At 31.3% G+C, this 26,984-nt stretch carries 27 protein-coding genes and 1 tRNA gene; 7 read left to right on the forward strand and 21 right to left on the reverse strand.

The window, feature by feature from the left end; genetic code table 11:
* The first annotated feature begins 62 nt into the window (after positions 1–62).
* On the forward strand, positions 63–887 hold the full coding sequence (locus tag E4J94_RS08835; RefSeq protein ID WP_135835452.1) for an alpha/beta hydrolase: 825 nt from the start codon (positions 63–65) through the stop codon (positions 885–887).
* Positions 888–936: 49 nt separating this feature from the next.
* On the opposite strand, the gene E4J94_RS08840 is transcribed toward E4J94_RS08835, so the two are convergent.
* On the reverse strand, positions 937–1,398 hold the full coding sequence (locus E4J94_RS08840; RefSeq protein WP_135835453.1) for a DinB family protein: 462 nt from the start codon (positions 1,396–1,398) through the stop codon (positions 937–939).
* 134 nt (positions 1,399–1,532) lie between these two features.
* Here E4J94_RS08840 and E4J94_RS08845 point away from each other — a divergent pair, with 134 nt between their 5' ends.
* The 3 genes from E4J94_RS08845 to E4J94_RS08855 all read left to right on the forward strand — a co-directional run bounded on the left by E4J94_RS08845 (position 1,533) and on the right by E4J94_RS08855 (position 3,822).
* Entirely contained in the window at positions 1,533–2,633 is a 1,101-nt protein-coding gene (locus E4J94_RS08845) for an Mrp/NBP35 family ATP-binding protein (protein ID WP_135835454.1), read from the forward strand.
* A 14-nt stretch (positions 2,634–2,647) separates the two neighbouring features.
* Positions 2,648–2,938 (forward strand): NifU family protein, encoded by a 291-nt coding sequence (locus E4J94_RS08850; protein WP_135835455.1) that lies wholly within the window; start codon positions 2,648–2,650, stop codon positions 2,936–2,938.
* 113 nt (positions 2,939–3,051) lie between these two features.
* Positions 3,052–3,822: a DUF3108 domain-containing protein gene (locus tag E4J94_RS08855; RefSeq protein ID WP_135835456.1), complete on the forward strand. Its 771-nt coding sequence runs from the start codon at positions 3,052–3,054 to the stop codon at positions 3,820–3,822.
* Positions 3,823–3,853: 31 nt separating this feature from the next.
* Here the strand turns inward: E4J94_RS08855 and E4J94_RS08860 are convergent, their stop codons facing one another.
* The 3 genes from E4J94_RS08860 to E4J94_RS08870 all read right to left on the reverse strand — a co-directional run bounded on the left by E4J94_RS08860 (position 3,854) and on the right by E4J94_RS08870 (position 5,351).
* A complete protein-coding gene (locus tag E4J94_RS08860; RefSeq protein ID WP_135835457.1) occupies positions 3,854–4,249 on the reverse strand; it encodes a DUF1398 domain-containing protein in 396 nt (131 codons plus the stop codon).
* Position 4,250: 1 nt separating this feature from the next.
* Positions 4,251–4,895 carry a leucyl/phenylalanyl-tRNA--protein transferase gene (gene aat, locus E4J94_RS08865; protein WP_135835458.1) on the reverse strand — a complete coding sequence of 215 codons (645 nt, stop codon included), beginning with the start codon at positions 4,893–4,895 and terminating at the stop codon, positions 4,251–4,253.
* Between the two features lie 84 nt (positions 4,896–4,979).
* Positions 4,980–5,351: a DUF3127 domain-containing protein gene (locus E4J94_RS08870; RefSeq protein WP_019976879.1), complete on the reverse strand. Its 372-nt coding sequence runs from the start codon at positions 5,349–5,351 to the stop codon at positions 4,980–4,982.
* A gap of 117 nt (positions 5,352–5,468) precedes the next feature.
* On the opposite strand from E4J94_RS08870, the gene E4J94_RS08875 reads away from it, so the two are divergent.
* Positions 5,469–5,550, forward strand: a tRNA-Leu gene (locus tag E4J94_RS08875).
* 346 nt (positions 5,551–5,896) lie between these two features.
* Entirely contained in the window at positions 5,897–6,136 is a 240-nt protein-coding gene (locus E4J94_RS08880) for a CsbD family protein (protein WP_135835459.1), read from the forward strand.
* A 42-nt stretch (positions 6,137–6,178) separates the two neighbouring features.
* On the opposite strand, the gene E4J94_RS08885 is transcribed toward E4J94_RS08880, so the two are convergent.
* The 14 genes from E4J94_RS08885 to E4J94_RS08950 form a co-directional block, all read right to left on the reverse strand.
* Positions 6,179–7,303 (reverse strand): N-acetyltransferase, encoded by a 1,125-nt coding sequence (locus E4J94_RS08885; protein ID WP_135835460.1) that lies wholly within the window; start codon positions 7,301–7,303, stop codon positions 6,179–6,181.
* Positions 7,304–7,347: 44 nt separating this feature from the next.
* Positions 7,348–7,869 (reverse strand): DUF4833 domain-containing protein, encoded by a 522-nt coding sequence (locus E4J94_RS08890; RefSeq protein ID WP_135835461.1) that lies wholly within the window; start codon positions 7,867–7,869, stop codon positions 7,348–7,350.
* A 160-nt stretch (positions 7,870–8,029) separates the two neighbouring features.
* Entirely contained in the window at positions 8,030–8,665 is a 636-nt protein-coding gene (locus E4J94_RS08895) for a VTT domain-containing protein (RefSeq protein WP_135835462.1), read from the reverse strand.
* Positions 8,666–8,721: 56 nt separating this feature from the next.
* Positions 8,722–9,387 (reverse strand): DedA family protein, encoded by a 666-nt coding sequence (locus E4J94_RS08900; protein ID WP_185145636.1) that lies wholly within the window; start codon positions 9,385–9,387, stop codon positions 8,722–8,724.
* Between the two features lie 8 nt (positions 9,388–9,395).
* Positions 9,396–9,761 (reverse strand): YraN family protein, encoded by a 366-nt coding sequence (locus E4J94_RS08905; RefSeq protein ID WP_135835463.1) that lies wholly within the window; start codon positions 9,759–9,761, stop codon positions 9,396–9,398.
* 10 nt (positions 9,762–9,771) lie between these two features.
* Positions 9,772–10,407 (reverse strand): uracil phosphoribosyltransferase, encoded by a 636-nt coding sequence (gene upp / locus E4J94_RS08910; protein WP_135835464.1) that lies wholly within the window; start codon positions 10,405–10,407, stop codon positions 9,772–9,774.
* Between the two features lie 4 nt (positions 10,408–10,411).
* Positions 10,412–11,350 (reverse strand): S66 peptidase family protein, encoded by a 939-nt coding sequence (locus tag E4J94_RS08915; RefSeq protein ID WP_135835465.1) that lies wholly within the window; start codon positions 11,348–11,350, stop codon positions 10,412–10,414.
* A gap of 88 nt (positions 11,351–11,438) precedes the next feature.
* A complete protein-coding gene (locus E4J94_RS08920) occupies positions 11,439–13,949 on the reverse strand; it encodes a TonB-dependent receptor (RefSeq protein ID WP_135835466.1) in 2,511 nt (836 codons plus the stop codon).
* Between the two features lie 422 nt (positions 13,950–14,371).
* Entirely contained in the window at positions 14,372–16,834 is a 2,463-nt protein-coding gene (locus E4J94_RS08925) for a TonB-dependent receptor (RefSeq protein ID WP_135835467.1), read from the reverse strand.
* 202 nt (positions 16,835–17,036) lie between these two features.
* Positions 17,037–17,897 carry a carboxylating nicotinate-nucleotide diphosphorylase gene (nadC, locus tag E4J94_RS08930; RefSeq protein ID WP_135835468.1) on the reverse strand — a complete coding sequence of 287 codons (861 nt, stop codon included), beginning with the start codon at positions 17,895–17,897 and terminating at the stop codon, positions 17,037–17,039.
* Positions 17,897–18,787, reverse strand: coding sequence for a hypothetical protein (locus tag E4J94_RS08935; protein WP_135835469.1), 891 nt, complete (start codon positions 18,785–18,787; stop codon positions 17,897–17,899). The genes nadC and E4J94_RS08935 overlap by 1 nt, the downstream gene beginning before the upstream one ends.
* On the reverse strand, positions 18,787–20,352 hold the full coding sequence (gene nadB / locus E4J94_RS08940) for an L-aspartate oxidase (protein ID WP_135835470.1): 1,566 nt from the start codon (positions 20,350–20,352) through the stop codon (positions 18,787–18,789). Before nadB ends, E4J94_RS08935 begins: the two co-directional genes overlap by 1 nt.
* Positions 20,352–21,356, reverse strand: a complete 1,005-nt coding sequence (gene nadA / locus E4J94_RS08945; protein ID WP_135835471.1) for a quinolinate synthase NadA — start codon at positions 21,354–21,356, stop codon at positions 20,352–20,354. Before nadA ends, nadB begins: the two co-directional genes overlap by 1 nt.
* Positions 21,357–21,368: 12 nt before the next feature.
* A complete protein-coding gene (locus tag E4J94_RS08950) occupies positions 21,369–22,487 on the reverse strand; it encodes a C1 family peptidase (RefSeq protein ID WP_135835472.1) in 1,119 nt (372 codons plus the stop codon).
* 239 nt (positions 22,488–22,726) lie between these two features.
* Between E4J94_RS08950 and E4J94_RS08955 the strand changes: the two genes are divergently transcribed.
* Entirely contained in the window at positions 22,727–24,082 is a 1,356-nt protein-coding gene (locus tag E4J94_RS08955) for an orotate phosphoribosyltransferase (protein ID WP_135835473.1), read from the forward strand.
* A gap of 61 nt (positions 24,083–24,143) precedes the next feature.
* On the opposite strand, the gene E4J94_RS08960 is transcribed toward E4J94_RS08955, so the two are convergent.
* The 3 genes from E4J94_RS08960 to trmB all read right to left on the reverse strand — a co-directional run bounded on the left by E4J94_RS08960 (position 24,144) and on the right by trmB (position 26,943).
* Positions 24,144–24,719, reverse strand: coding sequence for a hypothetical protein (locus E4J94_RS08960; protein ID WP_135835474.1), 576 nt, complete (start codon positions 24,717–24,719; stop codon positions 24,144–24,146).
* Complete coding sequence (locus E4J94_RS08965; RefSeq protein WP_135835475.1) at positions 24,719–26,170, reverse strand: M20/M25/M40 family metallo-hydrolase; 1,452 nt, start codon at positions 26,168–26,170, stop codon at positions 24,719–24,721. The genes E4J94_RS08960 and E4J94_RS08965 overlap by 1 nt, the downstream gene beginning before the upstream one ends.
* Positions 26,171–26,265: 95 nt before the next feature.
* Entirely contained in the window at positions 26,266–26,943 is a 678-nt protein-coding gene (gene trmB, locus E4J94_RS08970) for a tRNA (guanosine(46)-N7)-methyltransferase TrmB (RefSeq protein WP_135835476.1), read from the reverse strand.
* Between the last annotated feature and the right edge of the window lie 41 nt (positions 26,944–26,984).

The raw sequence follows: 26,984 nt of genomic DNA on the forward strand, positions 1-26,984 counted from the left end.
TATATTAAAGTTAAATTCATCAAAAAAAAGTATTTTTGAAGAGTTAACATTAAATTATATTTATGAAATTATTTTTTAAATTATTATTCCTTGTTCTATTACCATTTTTTTTATGGAATTGTAAAACATCGAATTATCCTGAATACAATGATCCTATCCCTGAACATGATTCATTTACTATTCGTTCTAACAGTCTAAATGAAACACGTACTATTAATGTTTGGAAACCTGATTATTATTCTACCTCAAAAGATTCATTTATAGTTATGTATATGCCTGATGGTGGTACAAAGGAAGATTTTCCACATATTGCCAATACATTAAATGAATTAATAAAAACTAAAAAAATTCCACCAATGATTCTTGTTGGAATTGAAAATATTCAGCGTCGTAAAGATTTAAGCCCTTTAACAGAAAACGAAGAAGATAAAAAAATAGCACCAATTGTTGGTGGTTCTTCTGAATTTAGAAGTTTTATCAATAATGAATTATTTCCAGAAATTACTAAGCGTTATAGAACAACGGAGAAAAAAGGAATTATAGGAGAATCTTTAGCTGGTTTATTTATTGTTGAAACTTTTTTGAAACAGCCAGAAATGTTTGATTATTACATTGCAATTGATCCTTCGCTTTGGTGGAACGATCATAAAATGTTATTGAATGCAAAAAATGATTTAGCTAAGTTGCCTTCAACTCCAAAAAAGTTATGGTTTGCAGGATCGGGAGCAAGTGATATTTTGCCTTATACAGATGATTTGAAAAATATTTTAACACAAGAAAAACTTCAAAATCTACAATGGAATTATTCTCCAGAACCGAAAGAAGAACATGCTACAATTTACAGAGCGACTAAAGAAAAAGCGCTAATTTGGAGTTTTAATCAATAAATATTTAGTTATAAAACTTCAAAGTAAAACTTTGAAGTTTTATAACTTCCTAAAAAGGAATATTCTTTTTCATTGCCATCATATATCCTAAATGCATTGCTTCATGAATGTTGTTATACAAAATAGCGTCTTCAATAGACTCTAATGTCATTCCAAAACTTGTTTTATATGAACGGTAATATGATAATTTTTCTGAACGATAATCTTTGAACATTTGCATTGGAGTGCTTTCCAACATTTCCTTCAATTCTTGCACATCATCTTCCGTTACTTCCGTAGTTCCAATTGTTCCTTTTTTATACTTCTGAATAAACTGGATATCGACCAACATCCTATTATCGGTTAAATAATAATGTATCAATTGCTGTGTTGCCAAAACATGAGCAGCATTCCAAAACAAATTATTTTTATAGCCTACAGGTATATAAAGTAGTTGTTTCAGAGAGTGTTGTTCAAGCTCATCAATAATCTGTTTTCTTATATTCGTCAGATAAATAATATGCTCTTCCATAGTCAGATTTAAAGTTTAAATATACATTAAATTAAGTCTATTTATCAAATTATAAAGCAAAACAATTAAAATCACGTTTTTAGATTATTTAAAGTCTTCGATTCTTCGTAATTTTGTACGATTAAAAATAAAAAATGGCTTACACTAGAGATCAAATATATCAAGTATTAGAAGAATTGGGTATTCGCAATTGGATGCGTAATGCTCAAGTGATGGGAAATGATATTATTTTGGATATTGTTTCTCCTTCGCCTGCAATGCACGAACGCAAGCGTTTGGAAATTGCATTAAAAAATGCATTTAAAGAAAATTTACCTGAGTCAAATCTTAAACTAAACATTTCTGTTGAAGTTGAAGAAAAAAATCCGAACGAAATCAAAGGTTCAGAATTACCAGGTGTTAAAAATATTATTGCTGTAGCATCAGGAAAAGGTGGTGTTGGAAAATCTACTGTTTCATCAAACTTAGCCATAAGTTTAGCAAACATGGGATTCAAAGTTGGTTTATTAGATGCTGATATCTACGGACCTTCTATGCCAATTATGTTCGATTGTCAAGATGCTCGTCCATATTCTGTAGAAGTTAATGGAAAAACAAAAATAAAACCAGTAGAAGCTTATGGAATCAAAATCTTATCGATTGGTTTCTTTGCTGATACAGATCAAGCAATTGTTTGGCGAGGGCCGATGGCTGCAAAAGCATTGAATCAAATGATTCGTGATGCACATTGGGGAGATTTAGATTTCTTATTAATCGATTTACCTCCGGGAACAGGTGATATTCATTTATCTATCGTTCAACAAGTTCCAATTACAGGAGCAGTTGTGGTTTCTACACCTCAAAATATTGCATTAGCAGATGCGAAAAAAGGAGTTGGTATGTTCCAAATGGAAGCGATTAATGTTCCAGTTTTAGGAATTGTAGAAAATATGGCGTATTTTACACCAGAAGAATTACCTAACAACAAATATTATATCTTTGGACAAAATGGTGCAAAGAACTTAGCAGAACAAATTGGGGTTCCTTTCTTAGGAGAAATTCCAATTGTACAATCTATTCGCGAAGCTGCTGACGTTGGTCGTCCAGCTGCAATGCAAGAAGATACTGTTGTAGCTAATGTTTATAAAGAAATAGCACGTAACACAGTACAAAGTTTAGTAGAACGTAACAATACTTTGCCTCCAACAGAAGCCGTTCGTATTACAACAATGGCAGGTTGTTCGGCTAAAAATTAAAAAAAAAAAAGATCATGACTCCAGAAGAAAAATATTCAGAAGTTGAAAAGGCCTTAACTGAAATTAGACCATTCTTAAATTCAGATGGAGGCGATATCGAATTAGTATCTGTAGAAGATAATATTGTAAAAGTTCGCCTTACAGGTGCATGTATAGCATGTTCTGTCAACCAAATGACGTTAAAGTCAGGTGTTGAAATGACCATTAAAAAATATGTTCCTGAAATCGTTTCGGTTATCAATGTTTCAGATTTTGAAACTTCAACTGAAGCTGATCATGTGACTTCTATCAAAGAAGAAAATTAGAGTATTCTAATTCAGAATAAAATAATTAGAACGCCTTTATATCAATTTATAAAGGCGTTTTATTATTTTTGGCAAACAATTTGAATCTTAACCACAAAACGAAAAAATTGAAAATGAAAAAATATATTTTATTTTTTACTTTTATTGTCCTTTCATTCGCATTACCATTAAACGCTCAAAACAATTACAAAGTTGGAGAAAATCTAAAATTTAGAGTTCATTATTCCGGATTAAATGCTGGTTTTGCAACAATTGATGTGAAAGAAGCCACTTTAAATGGAAAAAGTCATTATCATATTGTAGGAAAAGGAAATTCTACAGGTGCAGTACGTGCTTTTTTTAAGGTAGATGATAACTACGAATCTTTTATTGATAAAACAGATTTAAAACCAACAAAATTTATTCGAAATGTTGTAGAAGGAAGTTATAAACGTCATCAAATCTATTATTTTGACCATGCAAACAAAAAAGCAAAAGTTGAAAATAAGAGAGATGGTACAACAAAAACAGAAACTATTCCTTACGATGCACAAGATTTGCTTTCTGCTTTCTATAGCTTACGTAATGCCAATCATGCTACTCTTAAAACAGGAGATTATTTGAACGAAAATATTTTTCTTGGTGACGAAACGCTTAAATTTCGATTGAAAGTTTTGGGACGTGAAACCTTAAAAACAAAATTCGGAAAAATTGCAGCAATCAAAATTCGTCCGTACGTACAATCTGGTCGTGTTTTCAAAGAATCAGAATCGGTTACAATGTGGATTTCTGACGATGATAACTTAGTTCCGCTAAAAATAAAAGCTGGTTTATTAGTTGGATCTTTAAATGCAGATCTTAACGAGTATAAAAATCTAAAATATCCTATTACTTTTACGAAGTAAATTGATGAGTAAATCATAAAAAATCTCGCTATTAATGCGGGATTTTTTCATTTAATATTGTGTTTCCATTTTTGTCAAAATAAGTACAAGTATAATCTTCTAAAGAAACAATCCATTTCTCTACGCCTGTTTCTGCACAATGCTTGCAAAACGTAAAATAATCTGTTTCACCTTTTTGATGATTTTTTAGATACGCTGTAAACTTTTCAATATTTACATCATCTACAATCATTAAATCATCATAGTGTGCATCAGATGTCGTTTTAAAATCATCTGTACCAAAATAATTAGTATGACTATCTACCACCCAAGTCTCAAAAGCTATAACGCCTAAAGATTTAATCTCTTTGATATAATTCGGAAAATCTGCTCCAGATTTCACTTTTTCATGTGCTTTTTCTATATCGGCAACTGTAAATTTTTTCATATTATTTTGATTGATTATGTTCTAAATATTCCAAAAAAACATCACTTGGAATTTCCATTGCGCCCAAACTCGCCAAATGTTCGGTATAAACTTGACAATCGATCAATTTATATTTCTTGTGATATTTTGCAACAAATTGTATAAAACCAGCCTTGGAAGCATTGCTCACTTTCGCAAACATACTTTCTCCACAAAAAACATCGCCCATACCAATTCCATAAAAACCACCAACCAATTCGTCGTTTTGCCAAACTTCAATACTTTTAGCGATTCCCATTTCATGTAACGTACAATATGCTTCGATCATATCATTTGTAATCCACGTTCCGTCCTGATCTTTTCTATAGGCTTGCGAACAATTTGTAATCACTTCTCGAAACGCTTTATTCTCTGAATAGGTAAATGTTTGATCTCGAAAAACTTTCTTCATCGATTTCGAAACATGTAAATTTTCTGGAAACAAAACAAATCGATCTTGAGGAAACCACCAAATAATTGGATCTTCTTCATTAAACCAAGGAAATATTCCTTTCTGATAAGCCAAAATTAAGCGTTCTGGCGAAAGATCTCCTCCAATTGCTATTATTCCTTCACTATTCACCTCATCGTAATCAGGAAAGATTAAATCAGAACTTAACCAATACATATCGTTTTGTGTATAATTTATATAAAATTAAAAAAACGTGTCCAATAAAGAACACGTTTAGTATTAATTGATGTTTTGTTTTCCTTAGAATGGTAAATCATCATCATCTCCGTTAGAAAAAGTATCTACTGGAGGCGCTGGTGCAAAATTATCGTAACCTTGAGGTGCTTGTGCAGCTGCATTTGCCATATTCTCAATTCTCCATGCTTGGATTGTATTGAAATATCTTGCTACACCTTCTGGATTAATCCATTCGCGACCACGAATGTTGATAGAAACTTTCACTTCATCACCAGGTTTGTAAGCATTTAATACATCTGTCTTATCTTGCGTAAGCTCAATTAAAATATCTTGTGGATATTGTTCTTGCGTTGTAACAACGAATTCTCTTTTCTTGAAACTTGCAGTAATATTTTGAGTTTCAAATACTTTTTTAATTCTTCCTGTAATTTCCATTTTTGTAAAAGCTTTGTACAAATTTAGAATGTAAAAAAAGATTAAAAAAATTTTATTTCGAAATTTTGTTAGAAAGAAAACTTGTGTATATTTGCAATCCAAATCAGTGAGATTTTAGCGGGCGTGGTGGAATTGGTAGACACGCTAGACTTAGGATCTAGTGCCGCAAGGTGTGGGAGTTCGAGTCTCCCCGCCCGTACAACAGCAAAAGACTTTGAAAATATTTTTCAAAGTCTTTTTTTTATGATTTATTGTTTTCTAACTATTTATAATATTTTTCATAAATTTAGATCATTATTTAGTTATAAGTTGGTTTGGTATGTATTCGAAAAGAAAAAGAAATTTGAAATCTGGAGGGAGAACTATCCCTATTTTTGAATTTATAGTGGTAGTAATTATCATCATTATTTTGATTTACTTCGCAGTTTTCTAAGAAAATTATTCTTCATTTTTTTAACATTAATTTATAATTATTTCATTATCTGTGGTTTAATATTTGTTCGTTATAGATAACAAATCTATTAACAACTTATAAAACAAAAATTATGGACAAATTACAATTAGAAGGAAAATGGAATCAAATCAAAGGATCTGTTAAACAAAAATTTGGAGATTGGTTTGATGATGATGATACTTTTTTGAATGGAAAATTTGACGATATCGTTGGAAAAATTCAAGAAAAAACAGGAAAAACAATCGAAGAAATTGAAAGTACAATTAGAGATTGGGTTGACACAGGTGATGATGCAGAGGATAATGCTAAAAATAATCAGCCACAAGCTTAGTAGATATAGAAAATGGTTAGAATTTAGATTCTAACCATTTTTTTATGCTTCTATACCTTTATAAAATGTTTTTCTACGTTTATGGATAACTGGATCAAAGTTTTTCCATAATTGTTGCACCTTTGTATTTTCCTCAAGCAAAGGATTTGTTTCTAAAGTCTTAATTCCTCTTGCAACAAATCGATCATAAAGTTCTTTAAAAATCAAGGCGTTTACACCTTTATTTTGATAATGAGGATCAATTCCTATCAAATAAAATTCGACATGATCGTTCTTCTTTTGTGCTTGCATCAAATGCCACCAACCAAATGGAAATAACTTTCCTTTCGTTTTTTGAAAAGCTCTCGAAAATGAAGGCATCGTAATCGCAAAAGCAATCATTTTGTTGTTTTTATCTTTTACACATGAAATAAAATCAGGATGAATAAATTTTAGATACTTCTTTTTGTAATGTTCAACCTGAAATTTTTCTATCGGGACAAAACTTTGCAATTCTGCATACGTCACATTCAATAAATCAAACATTTCATCGACATAAGGTAACATTTCGTCAATTGTATCAAATTTGTAGGTATCAATTTCGTAACGTTTTTTGAGCATTTCGCACAATTTATCCATTTGTTTTACCTTACCCAAATTTGCAATATCAATAGAATATTCTAACCATTCTGCCTTTGGTTGATAACCTAATTCTTGTAAATATTTTGGATAATATTCGTAATTATATAAACCTATTAATGTTGCTATTTTATCAAAACCTTCTGTTAATAAACCAGCTTTATCCATATTTGAAAATCCCATTGGACCTTCTATATAACTCAATTCTTTTTCTTTAGCAATATTTTCAACAGTTGTTAATAATGCTTTCAAAATGTTAATATCATCTTTAAAAACTATCCATCCAAAGCGAATTTTGGATTTACACAACTCATTAACTTCAGCCCAATTAATAATTGAAACAATTCGCCCAACCACTTCTTTGTCTTTATATGCTAAAAAGTATTTAGCTTCTACTGTTTTGAAAATTGGATTTTTTTTATCAGAACTTTCGAGTTCATCTCTCTTTAAAGAAGGAACCCAATATGGATTATCTTTATATACTTCAAAAGGTAAATCGACAAATTTTTTCATTTCCTTTGGCGAATTCACCTCTCTTACTTCGATCATATAATATTAAATTGACTTACAAATTCTAATTTATGAAGATTTTTTTATAGAACAATTTTCTCATGTAGAGATTTTCCATTTTTATCCTTTCCATAAAATAAGATATAATCAAGTTTTACAGAAATTCCTGTTGTTCCTTTTTTCTGTTTTAAGAATACACGATTCAATGTTATCAACTTGTTATTAACAGTTGTTTGAACAATTGGATTTTTCTGCTGATCAAGTTTTAAAGTAAGTTTTTGCTTTGGATAAGAAACTAAGCTTAATTGATAAACGTTTTTGTCTATCTTTTTTATATCTAATCCATATGCTAATTTCTTTTGAATTGAAGTTAAAGGTTTCTTTGATCCATCTTCAGCATACAGAATTCGATAAATATCAACTGGATTAACTTCATCCAAAATATCTTTAGAAGAAAAAATAGCATCATAAACAAATGTGTTTTTATTCTCATTATGTTGAATATAGAAAAGTCTATTAGCTGATTTTGGTGGTGTTGGATAGCCTTCTTGAGCGTTAACAAGAAAAGAAAAAAGAAAAAAGGAAAAAATTAAAAAGTTTTTCATTGGTTGTTATTTTAAAGTAAGAAGATATGAAAATATTTGAACGAAAATCTAAATCCAAATAAAAAGTTTAATTTCTTCAACTTTTTTACAATTAATAAAATATTATTTTCCTTATAGAAGAAAACAAATAAATACACTATTTTCTCTACTCATAGTTTTATTACTTACTTTTTTCTTTTATAAATTCAATTAAGATAGGTAGAAGTGAAAAAGCAATAATTGTCATTACAACAATCTCAAAATTATTTTTTATAAATGGAATTGTTCCTAGGAAATATCCAGCCAATGTAATCCCGAAAACCCAAATTGTTCCTCCGATAAAATTATATTTAATAAATGTGCCATAATGCATTTTAGAAACTCCTGCTACAAAAGGTGCTAAAGTTCTAACAATAGGAACAAAACGAGATATCACAATTGTTTTTGATCCATATTTTGTAAAAAAATCTTCCGTCTTTTGTATTGCAGAATCTTTAATAATTCGTTTACCAAAAATTTTGGTTGTTACCAATTTCGTTCCTAAGGTTTTTCCAATGGTATAATTTATCGTATCACCAAGTATAGCAGCCACCCAAAGTAATCCTAATACGACATAAATATTCAATTGTTCAGGAAAAGCTGCTGCCAGCATTCCAGCCGCAAACAACAATGAATCTCCAGGCAAAAATGGCATAATAACTAACCCAGTTTCTATAAAAATCAACAAAAACAAAATCAAGTAAAACCAGTTTTGATAATCATTCAAAATGGTCTCTAAATATTTATCGATATGTAGAATATAATCTAAAATTTCCATGATTTAAAGGTATAAAAAAACTCGACCGAAGTCGAGTTAAATTTTTATTGCTATTCTTATTCAGCAATCTTTTTTTTGCCGAACTTTTCTTTGATAATTTCCACAAAAATTGGAAGTATTGAAACGATTGTTATTCCTAAAATTACTTTAGAAAAATTATTTTGAACCCATTCTATATTTCCTAAAAAGTATCCAATAAGTGTTAAACCAACAACCCATAACACGGCTCCAATCACATTATATGTAATGAAAATAGAGTATCCCATTCGTCCAATTCCTGCAACGAAAGGTGCTAAAGTTCTTACGATTGGTACAAAACGTGCAATTACAATGGTTTTTGAACCATATTTTTCATAGAATTCGTGCGTTTTATTAATATGCTCTTCTTGGATGAAATTTTTACCAAAAATCTTAACTTTAGTTGCTTTGTAACCAACTTCCTTTCCGATGGTATAATTTAACGTATCACCAAGTATGGCGGCCACCAAAAGAATTGCAATCATAATCCATACATTCATATCATTTGTTTCTTGTGCAGCCAACATACCTGCGGCAAATAACAATGAATCTCCTGGTAAAAAAGGCATCACAACCACACCTGTTTCCACAAAAATGATTAAAAATAAAATTGCATAAAGCCACAAACCATATTCATTTGCAAACTCTGCTAAATGTTGGTCGATATGCATAATAAAGTCGAAAAGACTCATGAATACTTCCATAAAGTTGATTAAATTTCTGATGCATTAAAAGCATTTATAATATGCTTAACACTCCACGATTGTTGTTTTTTTAAAAGTGCTAAAATATCAAATCTTACATCACTAATAAAATTATTTTTCTGAATAAAATCATCTGCGGCAAGAATTAACAATTTCTTTTTATTCATATTAACAGCTGTTTCTGGTTCAGAAATATAATTTGATGTTCTAGCTTTTACTTCTATAATAATAATTTCTGTTTCTAACTGAGCGATAATATCGATTTCGGCTTTTCTATAGAAGTAATTTCGTGCAAGAATTTTATATCCTTTTTCCATTAGATAATTAACTGCAAATTCTTCTGCTTCTCTCCCAAAGTCGTAACTAACACTCATCTAATCCTTTTTACATTGTTCCATACAAACGGTCACCTGCATCACCTAAACCTGGTACGATATAACCGTTTTCATTCAATCTCTCGTCTAAAGCTGCTAAGAAAATAGGAACTTCTGGATAAATATTTTGAACAGCTTCAACACCTTCTGGACAACCCACCAAACAAGCTAAGCGAACTGTTTTTGCTCCCTTCTCTTTTAAAATTTCAATCGCTTTAATCGCAGAACCTCCAGTTGCTAACATTGGATCAACCAAAATAACATCACGAGAACTTAGATCAGAAGGAAGTTTACATAAATACTCAACAGGTTGCAATGTATCATGATCTCGATAAAGCCCTATATGACCTACTTTAGCAGTTGGAATTAACTGATGAATTCCTTTTACCATTCCTAATCCAGCACGTAAAATAGGAACAATTGCCATATCATTCCCTTTCATTTTATACCCAATTGTTTTCGTAATTGGAGTTTCAACTTCAATTTCCTCTAGCTCAATATTTCGTGTAATTTCATAGCACATCAAGCCTGAAATCTCATCAACTAACTCTCCAAATTCTTTTGTGGTTGTTCTTTTATCACGCATTTGCGTAATTTTTGCTTTTACTAAAGGATGAGTAATAACTGTTAAATTATCTTGTTTCATATATTTAATCTATAAAGTGCAAATTTACATTATTTGAAGAAACATTTAGATGAACTTTTGCACCCATTTTTAATGCTAAATTATGACCTGTATGACCAGCTGGAAAACCAAAAGAAATTGGAATCTCTAACTTTTGAGTAAAACTATGAATAACTTCATATGTTTTTGGATCATATGGATGATTAAAATTTTCGCCATTTTCTTCTTCTGTATCCATATGCGTAAAGCTACCTAATATTACTCCTTTAACTTGATTGAGGATTCCATTACGTTTCAAATTCATAAACATTCTATCAACCGCATACCAGTTCTCGAACCAATCTTCTAAAAATAGAATTTTATCTGAAGGATTTTTAATCGAAGATTCACTTCCAAGAAGGGAATAAACAATCGAAAGATTTCCTCCAATCAATTCTCCTTTTGCTTCTCCTAAATTATTATAGCTATGAGATTGAATTTTATACTGAATTTCACTTCCAAATAACGCGTTACAAACACTTTGATAAGAATCGGGGTGATAATCAACATCTGCTAACTTTTTTGCAGTAACTCCATGCAAAGTTTGAAATCCTAAACGGTTAAAATGATTATGAAAAACGGTTATATCTGAATAACCAATAATCCATTTTGGCTTCTTTCTGAAGTTCGTCAAGTCTAATTCATCTATAATTTTTACAGAACCATATCCTCCTCGAGCGCACCAAATCGCTTTAATTTCAGAATCATCTATTGCCCATTGAAAATCTTCGATTCTAATTTCATCTGTTCCAGCATATTTGTAGCCAAAATCATATTCAGCGTAAATATTTTTTCCTAATACTGGAATCAATTTCCAAGATTTTATCAAATCTATTGCTTCATCCAATTCTCCTTTCAACATTCGTTTTGCAGGAGCCACTATTGCAATTTTATCACCTTCTTTTAAAAAATCGGGTTGAATCATTTTATATATATAAATTTTAGTAAAGGTAAACACAAAAAAAAGACGAACTACGTGAGTTCGTCTTTTTGTTATGATAATGAAATATTTCTTAGAAATTGTAAGTTACACCTGCATTCCAAGTTCTTCCATTCCCCCAGAAGTAACCGTAGTTATCTTTACGAGAAATGTATTGATCATTGAACAAGTTATTAACGTTTCCTCTAAATTTAATAGATTGACTATTTGTGATTTTGAATTTATACGACATCCCTAAATCAACAGTTGCGAATGGACGAATTGGAACATTTACATATTCTTTCCCTTCTGTTGCTGCTTTTACAGCATCGACCAAGTCCACATTCTCATATAAACGAGCATAATAGTTAAAGTTCGTATCAAAAGACAACCCTTTTGCCACATTAAATCTTGTTCCCATACCAAATGTAAATTGAGCTGCATTACCTACATGAGCATCTAACGAACTCTCTTTACCTTCAAACCCTGGAAGTAAATCTTGTGTATCTGTATCTTGTACTTGGAAATTATATTTCCCTTTGTACATCCAATCTCCTGTAGAAGCATATCCAGTAATTGTCCAATCACGTGTTACTTTAGCTTCGAAATCAGCTTCTATCCCCTTGTGAACTTCAGATAATCCAGTTGCTATAAAACGTACATTTGAATGTGGATTCCCATTTCCATCTTTAAAATCTTGACCATTATATGTCATCGAACGATTATCCCATTCTGTGTAATATGCATTTACGTTCACTCTTAATGTACGAGATTTGTAACGATAACCAGCTTCTACACTTTGTAAAATTTCGTTATTAATTCCTGTGTCAATATAATTAACTGTGTTACGAACAAAAATATTATTCAAATATGGTTGACGAGAGTATTTACCTACATTAACAAAAACACTATTCTCTTTGTTTATATTTAATGAAGCTCCAGCTTTTAAGTTGTATCCTATTTGAGTATGTTCACCAGAATAAGCTTTTCCATTTTTGAATTTTAACCCTTCATTTTTTGCTTTTTCCGCTGTATAATTCCAGTTATCGTACTTTTCATATTCTTGCCAAGATAATGCTCCTTGAAAAAACACTGAGAATAATTCATTCGAATATTCTGCTTGACCAAAGAACCCTTGGTAATTAATTCGTTCTGAGTTATCAAAACCAATTCTCTCACTTCTTTTTGCTTTATTGAACAGAGAACTCCATGGATCTGCACTAAATGTTTTCGTAACCTCATATCCAGCTGGTCTACTAACATTAGCATTTCTTACATCTGTACGAGCTCTAGCTCCTAATAAATCATTAAGCTGTTGATAATGTTCACCTGTATAAAAACGAATATCTGTACCTGCATTAAATGTCAATCCTTTTTTTGTATCATAAGTAAAGTTAGAAACACCTCCGTACCAAAAATGATTGTTAACAGAAGACGCTAAAACAGTACCATTTCTATATCCGTCAGAAATTCCACCTTTTAAAGTTGCATTATTTGCATAAATATTTGCCCAGTTAATCTCTCCATTACTAGTATACCCTCCTCCTGGAGTATAACCAATACCATTACCTGAAACACCAACTCCTCCACCTGTTCCTGTTGAAGCATAAATTACTGTTGACAATGACATTTTATCATTAATTGTCCAATCCCAATTTAAGTTAGCAACTGGTTTGTGATAATAGTTTGTACGAGCAGACATGGATTTTCCATTGTAGAATCCATAATTAGAATTCCCTTTACGACCTGTAATATCATAACCAGGTGTCGTAACAACTCCATTTTTGTCTCGGTTAGATACCATAGGTTTAGAAAAATTTTGATCGTGTTCTTGTGGAGCACCAAAAATCATAAAGTTAATTGTATGACGTTCACTTGGTTTATATCCAACCGAAACAAAGTAAGATTGTCCTTTTCCTTCTGTACCACGAGCAAAACTTCTGTGTGCAGACCAATTATCAAACATAAAAGATGCACCCCATTTACCTTTCATACCTGTATTGTAACCAATAGTTTGTTTTTGATATGAATCATTTCCTGCTAAATAACGTACAAAACCACCTTCTTTTTTATCCGTTGCTTTTGTAACAATATTTACAGTACCACCAACTGATGAAATTGCTAATTTAGACGATCCTAAACCACGTTGAGCATCAATTACATTTGCAATATCAGAAACTGATTGCCAATTTGACCAATATAAACTACCGTTATCCATTCCGTTGATTGGTTGCCCATTCAATAAGAACGCAGTATTCGACTGATCAAAACCTCTCATATACATTTTAGCATCACCAAAACCTGAAGCTTGATCTGCAATATAAATAGATGGTGAATTTTTTAATAATTCTGGAAATTCTACATTCCCTACACCTTTATCAAGGATTTGCTCTCTTGTAATTACAGTAGAAGCAACTGGTGTTTTACGGTTTTCCGATACATCAATAACTCCTTTACCAATAATTAACGTTTCTCCTAAAGATACGTTTCCTTCACCTTGTTCAACCTTTGTAGAATCTGTTGGTTCAACAACTTGAGCGAAAGAAAATGATGCCGTTAAGGCAAAAGCTCCTACTAGTAAAAGCTTAGTTGAGTTTAACCTCATCTTATGAAATAGTTTAAATGTTTACCGGTGCAAAGGTGCGGTGTATATCTGTTAAAATCATTATAAACACTATGTTAATTAAGAATAATTATAATAAAAATATATAAATTATATAAAATAAAATTCTTACTTTGTTTATTACAAATAATTGTCAATAAAAAATTAATTGTATTAATAAATATTTAAAATATAGTAAAATATTATATCAAATCATATTTAATTACTAATATTAAAAACAGTAAAAATGAATTTAAATACAATATTATTGAATATTTATTCTTAAAATAAATTTATTTAGATTTATTATAAATTAAATTTTAATGTTTTATTAATTTATGATAATTAATTATAACACAATAACTCATAAAAAAAGCGGACTTAATACTAAGTCCACTTTAATATGTAAGAAATATTAATTCTTATTAGAAGTTATAAGTAACACCTGCATTCCAAGTTCTACCTACTGCATATCCGTATCCATTACTATCAATCCTACTCATATATTGTTCGTTGAATAAGTTACGAACGTTTCCTCTAAATTTAATAGATTGTTTACCAAACTTAAATTCATATGCTAGACCTGTGTTAACTCGAGCAAAAGGAGCTACCTTTTGTTCTTGATAATTACCTTTTGCAGCATTAATAACACTTGGGTCTACTTGCGCATATACACGTGCGTTGTACATAAAATCTACATCCCAATATAAATTTCTTGTAAAGTTTACTTTAGTTCCCATACCAAAAGTTAATTGAGCAGCTTCACCTACGTGTACTCCTGTTAAATCAACATTTTTAGTTTCAATAATCTCGTCTGTATCAGAATACATTTTTTGATATGGTGTTGATCCATCATATTTCCAATCACCATAAGAAGCGAATCCATATAAACCAAATACCTGAGATACTTTCGCATCAAAATCAATTTCGACACCTTTATGTATTTGTGTCACATCACTGTAAGATGTGAAAATAGGTCTTTCTAAACCTGCAACAGTTGCACTACTTGTAGTAGATAAGAAACGATTTGCCCATTTCGTATGATATGCATTAATGTTAACTCTTAAACCTTTTGCTTGATATTTGTAACCTACTTCGAAACCTGTAATTTCTTCATTCTCTACTTTTGGATCACGTAAATTAACAGTATTGTAATCAAAAATATTATCTAAAAATGGTTGACGTGAATAACGTCCCGCATTACCAAAAATAGTATTTTCCTCGTTAATATTAACAGATAAACCTCCTTTAACATTCCATCCAAGTTTATTCACTTTTTCAGAAGCAGTCTCAACTCCATTGTAATTCCAAGAATCAAATTTTTGATAGAATTGATTAGATACGGCACCTTGAACAAAAACTGTGAAAATATCATTAGAATATTCTATTTGTCCAAATCCTCCTTGATAGTTAATATCTTCAGAATAATCTCTACCTACTCTTTGTCCTTTCTTAGCTGACTTGAATAAAGCAGACCATGGATTTGTACTAAATGTATCAGCATCTGTAACAGCTACAACTTGACCTAATTTTGCAGTTCCATCAACTTTAGTATAATCTTGCCAAGATCTCAACCCGAACATTTTATTCATTTGTTGGAAATGGTTTCCATGATAAAAACGAATATCAGCTCCTAAATTAAAGTTCCATCCTGTTTTTGTATCATAGTTTAAGTTTGTTACACCTCCATACCAAAAGTGATTATTAACAGACGTTCTTATTGCAGCTCCTCTACCTGTAGTTTTGTTAGGATTAGCCGCTGTCGGTGTATTAAAAAAACCTCCCGCTCCATTTACAGAAGCATTAATAGATTCGAACTTATCAAAATCAACTAATCCCTCTTTTGTATTAGCAGAACTTGTAGCTACTCCAACTCCTGAAGTACCTCCTCCTGTACCTGTTGAAGCATAAAGAACTGTTGATAAATTCATATTCTCATTAATAGTCCAATCCCAGTTTAAGTTAGCTACTGGCTTGTGATAAAAGTTAGTTCTTAAATTTTCCCCTTTACCATTGAAGTACCCGTAAGTTGTATTGTATTTGTTTCCATATCCAAACTTTTCTGCAGTTTCCCATTGCTTAACACTTTTAGTAGAATAGTTTTGACCATGTTCTTGTGGCGCACCAAAAATCATAAAGTTAATGTTATGACGATCGTTTGGTTTATATCCAACAGAAACAAAATATGCTTGTGAATTAGCATCTGTTCCTTGAGCCCATGATCTGTGCATCGTAGTTTGGTTAAATAAGAAAGATGCTCCCCATTTACCTTTCATTCCTGTGTTATAAGAAACTGTAGCACTCATGTAACTATCGTTACCTGTGTTGAATCTTACAAAACCTCCTTGTCTTTTATCTGTAGCTTTAGTTACCATATTTACAGTACCTCCTACAGAAGAAATAGCCAGTTTAGAAGATCCTAGACCACGTTGAATTTGAACTTGATTTGCAACTTCAGTCATTGCAGACCAGTTAGACCAATACAAGTTACCATCTTCCATACCATTGATTGGCTGTCCATTCAATAAGTAAGCTGTGTTTTGGCTACTAAACCCACGTAAAAACATTTGAGAATCTCCAAAACCTCCCGCTTGTCCAGAAACATAAACAGAAGGTGTAGTTGTAAAAATCTCAGGAAAGTCTACATTTCCAACAGCTTTATCTTCAATTGTAGCTTTTGTAATTGTAGATACAGCAACTGGCGTTTTACGATCCTCTACGATATCGATAACTCCTTTACCAATGATTAATGTTTCTCCTAAGGATACGTTACCTTCCTCTTGTCGAACTTTTGTAGAATCTATTGGTTCAACAACTTGAGCGAAAGAAAATGATGCCATTAAGGCAAAAGCTCCTACAAGTAAAAGCTTAGTTGAGTTTAACCTCATCTTATGAAATAGTTTAAAAGTTTACTTTTGCAAATTTCTATACTTTAAATGAGACTATTGTTAAATTATCGTAAAATTTTAAACATTTTATTAACATTTAAAATTTTTAAAACTTTCTTTTTTTCTAAAAACACATTGAAAAATAAACACATACAACTAAAAAGTTATTATTTAGAAAATTTCACTCAATAGAAATGTTAAATTATTTCACAGCCTTTAAGCTTAAATCAAAGTTTCGTGCAGAATGTATAATTGCACCTGAAGAAATAAAATCAACACCCGTTTCTGCAATAGCACGTACAGATTCTTTTGTAATTCCACCCGAAGCTTCAGTTTTTACTCGTCCATTTATATATTGAACAGCTTCTTTCATCGTTTCAAGCTCAAAATTATCCAACATAATAAAATCAACATTTGCCTCCAAAGCTTCTTTTACCTCATCCATATTGCGCGTTTCCACCTCTATTTTTAGATGTAAATGATGTTTTTCCAAATAATCTTTGGTTTGCGCAACTGCTTTAGTAATATTTCCACAAAAATCGACATGATTATCTTTTAACATCACCATATCGTATAATCCAAAACGATGATTTTCTGCGCCCCCAATTTTAACAGCCCATTTTTCAATCATTCGAAAATTAGGTGTTGTTTTGCGTGTATCCAAAATTTTGGCATTTGTACCGCTTACCAATTCCATCATTTGGTGTGCATAAGTCGCAATACCAGACATTCTCTGCATACAATTCAACGCTAATCGCTCGCAAGTTAAAATTGATTGAGAAGACCCTTTTACTTTGAAAGCAATATCACCAAATTGAACTTTATCGCCATCATTTATATATTGTTCTATTTTTAAAGACGGATCAAACGTATCAAAAATTATTTTCGCTAATTCAATTCCAGCAATTATTCCGTTATCTTTTACTTTCAGTTCTGCTTCTTGAATTGCATCATACGGAACCGACGCTAAAGTTGAATGATCGCCATCGCCAACGTCTTCTAAAAAAGCTTGACGAATAAAAAGTTGTAATTTTTCTTGTGTGATATATGGAGGAAAATTCATTATCTATATGTTAAGGATGCAAATTTTGATTGATTAAATTCTTTCTTGGTTTTGTATTCATAATACTCGGCCCAAGTACCGTTTTCTTCACGCACAACTGTAATCAACACTTGTACTGAAGGATCATTTTCGAAGAAATTTTTGATTTGAAGTTTATATTCTTTGTCATCAATTTTACCTTTTGTGATATCAATTGCTCCAGATTTAAAAGCCGCATCAAAAGCAGTTGCATAAGGATCAATAGAAGCCATTTCGAAAAGATTAGAAAACTTTCCTAAATAATATTCTCTACTTCCATTATTACCAAAAGTTGTTAAATTAAATTCTTTATCAATTCTTACTTCAATCGTTTCTTCATCAGTTTTTAAAGTAAACAATACACGATTTTCTGAAGGGAAAGTTTCAAAATCATTATTTTTTTCTGCCGATTCGTAACGTAAAGACATTGTATATTTCATCGTAACCGCTTTTCCATCAACTCCTTTTGCAGGCGTTATTTTCAGATTAGCTCGTTCCATTTTATTGTTCAACAAAACTAAACTCGACAATGCTACACTATTAAAAATTGGATTTGAACCATCAGTCGAGACATCATCAAAATTACCATCTTCATTAATTTTAAAACCTAATTTAGATTGAGCAGTTTCGATATGAAGATAATCAGCAATATTAGAAAAGAATGAAATTTGAGTTTGAATATCTTGATTCAAATTTCTGTTCATACAAGCCTGTAGTTCGCTATTCTCTTTGAGATTTTCGCAACCAAAATACACAACAGCCTTCTTAGCTTCTTTACCAAAAGTCAAACTTACGTTTTGTTTTTCTTTCGAATTTTGAGCAAAAGAAAAACTCATTGCAAAACATGTAACGAACAGATATAACTTCTTCATTAATTAAAATCTTTGTTGTAAAAAGTTCCTCGATTTTCTTTTTGATTGATACTTTGCTCAATAATTAAATGTGCGACATCAACCAAATTTCGAAGTTCTAAAATTTTAGGTGAAACAATCGTAAAATAATAAATTTCTTTGACCATTTTTTCGATTTCATTGATACGATTCTGCGCAATTTGCAAACGATTATCACTTCGTACAATTCCTACCAATTCGCTCATCATCGCTTGTAATTGTTTGCGCAAATAAGAAATCAATACTAATTCTTCTTGCACTTTCATACCTTCTTCGTTCCATTCTGGAAACTCAAAATTATAAATCGAAAATTCATTATCATTTAATAAATCGACCGTTTTTAACGCTGCACGATGACCAAAAACCATTGCTTCTAACAACGAATTTGACGCCAATCGATTTGCGCCATGTAAACCTGTATTAGAACATTCACCAACCGCAAACAAATTCTCGATAGATGTTTTTCCTTCTAAATCGACGTCAATTCCACCGCATAAATAATGTGAAGCTGGAACAACCGGAACCAATTCGGTAAACATATCATAGCCTTCGGATTTACATTTTTCGTAAATATTTGGGAAATGTTCCAAGAATTTTTCTTTCTCTAAATGTCGACAATCGATATAAACATAATCATCTCCGCTCAATTTCATTTCGTTGTCAATCGCACGCGCCACAATATCACGCGAAGCCAATTCTTCACGTTCATCATATTTGTGCATAAACAATTCTCCATCTTTCGTACGCAATTTCGCACCAAAACCACGAACAGCTTCCGAAATCAGAAATAACTGTCCATCAAATTCGCTGTAAAAAGCCGTTGGATGAAACTGAATAAATTGCATTCCCGAAACGGTTGCTTTCGCTCGTCGAGCCAAACCAATTCCATCCCCAGTTGCAATAATTGGATTCGTCGTATTTTTATAAACATGACCAACTCCGCCTGTTGCTAACAAAGTTACTTTGGCTAAATGTTGCTCAACTTTATCAGTATTCAAATCTAAAATATATGCGCCAAAACATGTAGTTTTCTGTGCTATATCACGATTCAAATGATGTTCTGTAATCAAATCTACCACAAAATGATGCGTAAAAACTTGAATATTTGGATATTCTTTGATCGCTTCTAACATCGCACGCTCAATTTCCCAACCTGTCACATCTTTGTGATGAACAATTCGGTTTTCGGTATGTCCGCCTTCACGACCAAGGTCGTAAATTCCTTCGTTATTTTTATCGAAACGAACACCCCAATTTATAATTTCATTAATGCGTTCTGGCGCTTCTTTTACGACAACCTCAACAGCCTCTAACTTACACAAACCATCTCCTGCACGAAGCGTATCTTCGATATGTTTCTCGAAACTATCTTTCTCGAAATCGCTCACAACGGCGACTCCGCCTTGCGCATATTTGGTATTAGTTTCGTCTTTATTTGCTTTGGTTACAATGGTAATTTTTGCATCAGGATTTCGAATCGCGATTTTCAAAGCATACGAAAGTCCAGCAATTCCAGAACCAATGACTAAAACATCTTGAATAGCCATTATTTTATTTTTTCTGATAAATCTAACATTCTATTAATTGCAGCTAATGCTTTCACTCGCAATTCTTCTTCAATTTGGATTTCTGGCAATTCATATTTCATGCACAGATATAATTTTTCTAATGTTGATAATTTCATGTAAAAACATTCAGAACAATTACATGATTCATCTTGAACCAAAGCAGGAATTAATGTTTTATTCGGCGCAAGTTTTTGCATTTCGTGTAAAATTCCTTCTTCTGTTGCCACAATAAATTCTTGCGCATCATTTTCTACCACATAATCTAACAAACGAGAAGTTGAACCAATAAAATGTGCGAATTTCAATAAATCTTCTTGCGCTTCTGGATGCACAATTAATTTTGCATTTGGATGATCGGCCATTTGTTGCGCAATTCTTTCCAAAGAGAAAGCTTCGTGTACGATACAAGCACCGTCCCACAAAATCATGTTGCGATTACAAACTTGATTTAAGTATCGACCTAAATTACGATCTGGTGCAAAAATAATTTCTTGATCTTCTGGCAACGAATTAATAATCGCTTCCGCATTCGAAGAAGTCACAATAATATCTGATTCTGCTTTAACACCCGCATCACAATTGATATAACTTACCACAATTGCATTTGGATGTTGCTCACGTAAACCACGCAAACCTTCTGCCGAACAAGAATCTGCCAAAGAACAACCTGCTTTTGTATCTGGTAAAACAACTTTTTTGGTTGGATTAACAATTTTTGCAGCTTCTGCCATAAAATGAACACCACAAAAAACAATCATATCAGCTTCAGTTTTTGCAGCTGCACGAGCCAATTGCAATGAATCGCCTAAATAATCTGCTAAATCCTGAATTTCTCCTGACTGATAATAATGCGCCAAAATCACCGCATTTTTCTCTTTGCGTAATTTATTGATTTCCGCAATCAAATCGGTTCCTTTCGGTATTTCTACATCCAAATAACCTTTATAATCTAACTTTTCTATCGCTTGTTCTAATGTATTCATTTGTGAGTGATTTTATTTTATACCTAGTTGCTTTTTCACTTCTTTTGACAATGCATCTTTGTGCACTGTAAAAGCAATTGACTTCATTCTGAAAAATGGTTTCGACATATAAATATGTCCATTATTTCCTAAATCTGTTGTTCCCCAAGAATTTTTCACATCATAATATTGATTTCCCAATTGATCTTTCAAAATTCCTGTAATATGCATTAAATGATCGTCCTCTGTCGAATAATCTTCAAAAGCCGCTTGACGCTCATCAGTAGATACCCATTTTTCAGGTAAAATCTGAACAAAATAATCAGATTCTAAACCTTCTGAAGGCCAAATTGCCATTCCATATTTTTTAGAAAATGTTTTTTCCGAAACATCTGTATCAAAAGCTGCTGTATATCCTTTATATAATGCTTCGTCCAAAACTTTCATGTATTCATCTAATGGTAAATTATAATATGAACCATTTGAGAAATTATCTGGCACTTGTAAAATAAATTGTGAATAATATGGCGCTTGCTGAAAAGATGTTAATGTGACATAATCATCTGGATTAATTTTCAAAAATTTTGCAAATTCTTGTGGCGTATATTCTTTTCCTTCGAATTTAAATTTTGTCGGAGGAACACCTAATTTATCATCCAATTTTTGATCAAATTTTGATTTCCAATCTGCTGTTAAATATTTTTTAGGATTTTTTACAATCGAATCTAATCCAACTTTCAAATCCTTTACCAACATTTCGTGGTTATGTTTTACATCTGTTCCATTCGCAAAACCTGCATAAACTTCGTTTGGAACTAATCCATTTTTACGAACCGAGTTTAATACATCATGCGACAAACCTCCTTCACTAAATTGCGCTTTTCCTTGGCGATATACATAATTATAAGCTTTTACAGGATAAGTAAAACGTACATTATACATTTCTGATAAATCGACATCTTTTCCCGTCAAACGCTTCACTTCCGATTCTAAAAAAGAAGTTGTAGAAAATGACCAACATGTTCCTGTTTTTCCTTGCGAAATAATAGGAAGCGCAGAATTATTAACTAATTCTTTGAATTTGAAAGGTGTTTCTTGTGCCGAAACCAACATACTTACAAAAGCGATGCTAGCAAATATATATTTTTTCATTTGTGTTTGTATAGATTCCAAAAGTAAAGTTATTTTATGAAGTTTTCATCTAAAACGGCTCCAAATTGAATGTTTCTTAATTAGAAAAATTATTTCAGAATTTATAATATTTCACTTTTCAAACAAATTATAAATCAAATCAGTATAAATATTCAATTTTTATTCATCTTAAAATTAATTTTCGTGAAAATGCCATAAATGACTCAAAAACCTATTAACTTTGCTCAAACATTACACAGATGCAACCAAGAGAAGATTTTTTATTGAAAGCTTACGAGCTGGGAATTATAAAATTCGGAAATTTTACTTTAAAAAGTGGTATAGAATCTCCTTTCTATGTCGATTTAAGACCTTTAGCTTCGAGTCCACAATTACTAAAAACTTTAGCAAATAACTTATTAGATTTAGTTGAAGATGTAGAATACGACTTGATTTGTGGTGTGCCTTATGCAGCTTTGCCAATGGCGACCACAATGAGTTTAACATCGAATATTCCTTTGATTATCAAACGTAAAGAAAACAAAGGTTACGGTACTAAACGTATGGTAGAAGGTGTTTTTACGGAAGGACAATCTTGTCTTTTGGTAGAAGATGTAATTACTTCTGGACAATCTTTGTTGGAAACGATTGATCAAGTTGAGCGCGAAGGTTTACGTGTAAAAGATTTGGTTGTTGTATTGGATCGTGCACAAGGTGGTTCTGAAAAATTAAAAGAACAAGGTTATAATGTGAAAACGTTATTTACAATTCACGAAGTAATCGATATTTTACATAAATATCATCGTTTAAGTGATGATGAAGCAAAAAAAATCAAAGACTTTTTGGCTTTACCACCAGAAGCGGTTCCTGCAAAACAACGTATTGCATTGGAGAACAAAAAAATTGTTCATCCAGTTGGGAAGCGTTTGGTAGAATTAGCGTTGAAAAAACAATCTAACTTAATTGCTTCTGCAGATTTAATCACTTCTGATGAAATTATTGATTTTGCAAAAAAAGTTGGTGATCATATTGTTGCATTAAAATTACATTCAGATATTATCCAAGATTTTTCGGATAACTTAATTGTTGAGTTGAAAAAAATCGCGCGTGAAAAAGAATTCTTATTATTCGAAGATCGCAAATTTGGAGATATTGGAAATACGCAAGAATTACAATTCAAGAAATCGATTTACAAAATTTCTGATTGGGCAGATTTAGTAACTGTTCATCCAATTGGAGGTTTAGAATCGTTAAAAGTTTTCGAAAACACAGGTGTTATCACAATTGTTGAAATGTCTTCGAAAGGAACGTTGACTGATGATTATTACTTTACAAAAGCAATTAATGTTTCGGAACAATCTGGAAATGTTTTAGGATCTGTTGCACAACGCCAAGTTCCTGATAACTTGTTATTATTTACACCTGGAGTTAATATTTCTTCGACTGGAGATAGCAAAGGACAACAATACAATACACCAGAATTGGTTTTCAAAAATTACCATACCGATTTTATGATTGTTGGTCGTGGAATTTACAAAGCTGTGGATGTAAAAACTGCTGCAAAAGAATACCAAACATTAGGTTGGATTTCTTACCTACAAAGTTTGAATAACTAGAATTTAAACAAATTTCAAAAATATAAAAGCAAGCTCTTGTAGCTTGCTTTTTGTTTTTTATTTATCTTAACATTCTAGTTTTCTTAACTCCTGATTTCAAGAAAAATTCATTTAATAAATTCATTTTCTGCATACATTCATCACCTAAGTCAATTTCTTTATTACTTGACCTAAAAGCATTACAGTCAAAACATATTTCAATATACTCTAACAAATTATCATCTTTGTCTAAAAACAATATAGCATTATTAGGCATATAACACCCTGAAGACATGCGAACATTTACATCTTTCAAGTATCCATAATTAAAAATTAGATTAGTTAATTCATCTTTTTGAGAAGAATTTAGTTCAACATAATCTTCAAATCTTGATTTATCAAACAACGATTTATCCTCTTCCATACTTACAAAATAACTCCACATTTCACCACCTGCAACACCTGGTTTTTGTTGATGATACGTTGCTAAAACTATTTTTTCTGATATATTATAAGGATAAATTTTATTTCTTTCAGTAACAGTTAATTTATCTTGTTTTACACAAGACATATTTTTATAAAACAACTTTTCTTTGTACTGACTTCCACAACTTGTTAATATAAAAAATCCTATTAGTAAAATACTGTATCTACTCATTACTTCAACACAAATTTATGCGAAACACTATTTCCATTATAATCTTGAATAGTTGCTACATAAAATCCTGCTGTTAAACTAGAAAGATTTACACTTCCATTAGAATTTTCAGTATTTATAGTTTTAATCATTCCTCCTGTTGCATCAATAATTTTGATCGAAATTGGTGATTTAAAATTTAGTTGATAATTCAATGTTTTATTTGAAACATAAATTTTAGACGAATTTTTATCAAAATCTTTTGTACCTAAAGTCGAGGTTTTAGCAGCTTCAACTATATATTCTATCCCTAATTTTGTAAACTTAGCTGCATGCGTAGAAGTATTTCCCATTGTCTCGTATGTATCATTTACAGAATGTATATAAGGATTATCCTCATCCATTTTAGCTTCAAAAGGGATCGTAGCTGCGTAACCATTTTCATACCAACTAAAATGGTCAGAGCATCCATAACCACATTTTGATGTATCATACGTAAATTGATGTAAACCAGTTTTATTGTACGTGTCCATCAATTGCATCAAAAATGAATTGAGATTTGTGTCACAATAATAATCAGTCATTAATACAATATCCTTTGTAGAACCTTTGTAGTTTGTCATATCAAATTGCACATAACCAATTACATTTTTTTTATCTTCTGCATATTTTCTAGCAATTTCTCCAGATCCAACCAATCCAATTTCTTCAGCTGCGTAAGCCATAATTTCAGTTGTACGCTGTGGCTTGAAGTTATTTTTTAACAATACACGCAAAACTTCTGTAATGGTTGCAATTCCAGATGCATTATCATCTGCTCCCGGAGCAAAGGATTGATCTCCAATCCATCCTATTGTAGAATCAGCATGACCACCGATTATCACATATTCGTCTTGTTTATCGCTTCCATTCATCGTTAATATTAACGATTTCATTGGAGTATTAACATGATCAACTATTTTTACAGTAACATCTGTTCTTCCAGCATCTACAATCATTTTTTCCCAAATCTCTTTTATTTTCAAAATGGCTTCATTTGCTTCTTTTCGAGTATGATAACGCGTTTTAAAACCTTCTAGAAGTAAAATTGTTTTTTCAATTTCTTTTACATCAACATCATTCAACGCTTTAGTAATAAAAGCCTGTTCTGTAATTGTATAATTGAACGGAACTTTCTTTTGAAAAACTCTTTCTTGAAGTGATTGAATAGCTTCTTCTTTTGAATTTCTAAAAATATAACCATGTCCATGAGCAAACCTATTATGTAAACTCTCTGCAATTTCAGGGTGAAAATAGATTACAGACATATCATCTTTCGAAGAGATAATTCTAATTGAATCTGGTTTATTTTTTTGTAAAAAAGTTGCAGATTTTGTTTCCATTGTTGCATAAACAAAATCTTTATCTATTTGAGCAAAAGAAAAAATTCCATTTAAAAAAAACGGTGTAAGAAGTAAAAGTTTATTCTTCATTAAAAATCATATTAGTGTATTAACAAATATATGATTTTTAAACTTTTATCCAATTTATTAAAATAAAAAAAATCCATCTAATGATGGATTTTTAATTAATATTTTAATTGAAATTTTATATAAGTAATCTTTTTACCTTCTTCCAAAAACTTCGATTCGTAGTATGTCTGTACTTCCGTTACAATTGCAGGAATATCCGAATGATCTGGATGATAAACATCGTGTGTAGAACGAATCACCTCATGTCCTTCTATGTGAATAACACCATGTGTATACCCATGTAAAAATTCAGAATCTGTTTTCAAGTTTACTGTTCCTTCTGGTTTCAGTATTTTATTGTAACGTCTCAAAAATTCAGGATCTGTTAAACGATGTTTTGTTCTTCTATATTTTATTTGCGGATCGGGAAAAGTAATCCAAATTTCGCTCACTTCATTTTCTGCGAAAAGATGATCGATGATTTCGATTTGAGTACGAAGAAATCCAGCATTTTCAATACCTTCATCCAAACAAGTCTTAGCACCACGCCAAAATCTTGATCCTTTAATATCTACTCCGATAAAATTACGATCCTTATCACGACGTGCCATTGCAACTGTATATTCTCCTTTTCCACATCCAAGTTCTAACACAATTGGATTATCGTTCTTGAAAAATTTTTTGTTCCAATTTCCTTTTAATGCAAACTCATTAATCGCCTCTTCTCGTGTTGGTTGAACAACATTTTGAAAAGTTTTATTTTCGTTAAATCTTCTGATTTTATCTTTTCCCATTTCGGATATATTTTGCGCGAAATTACGAGATTTTGATTAAT

Source organism: Empedobacter tilapiae (assembly GCF_004785645.1).
Lineage (GTDB): Bacteria > Bacteroidota > Bacteroidia > Flavobacteriales > Weeksellaceae > Empedobacter > Empedobacter tilapiae.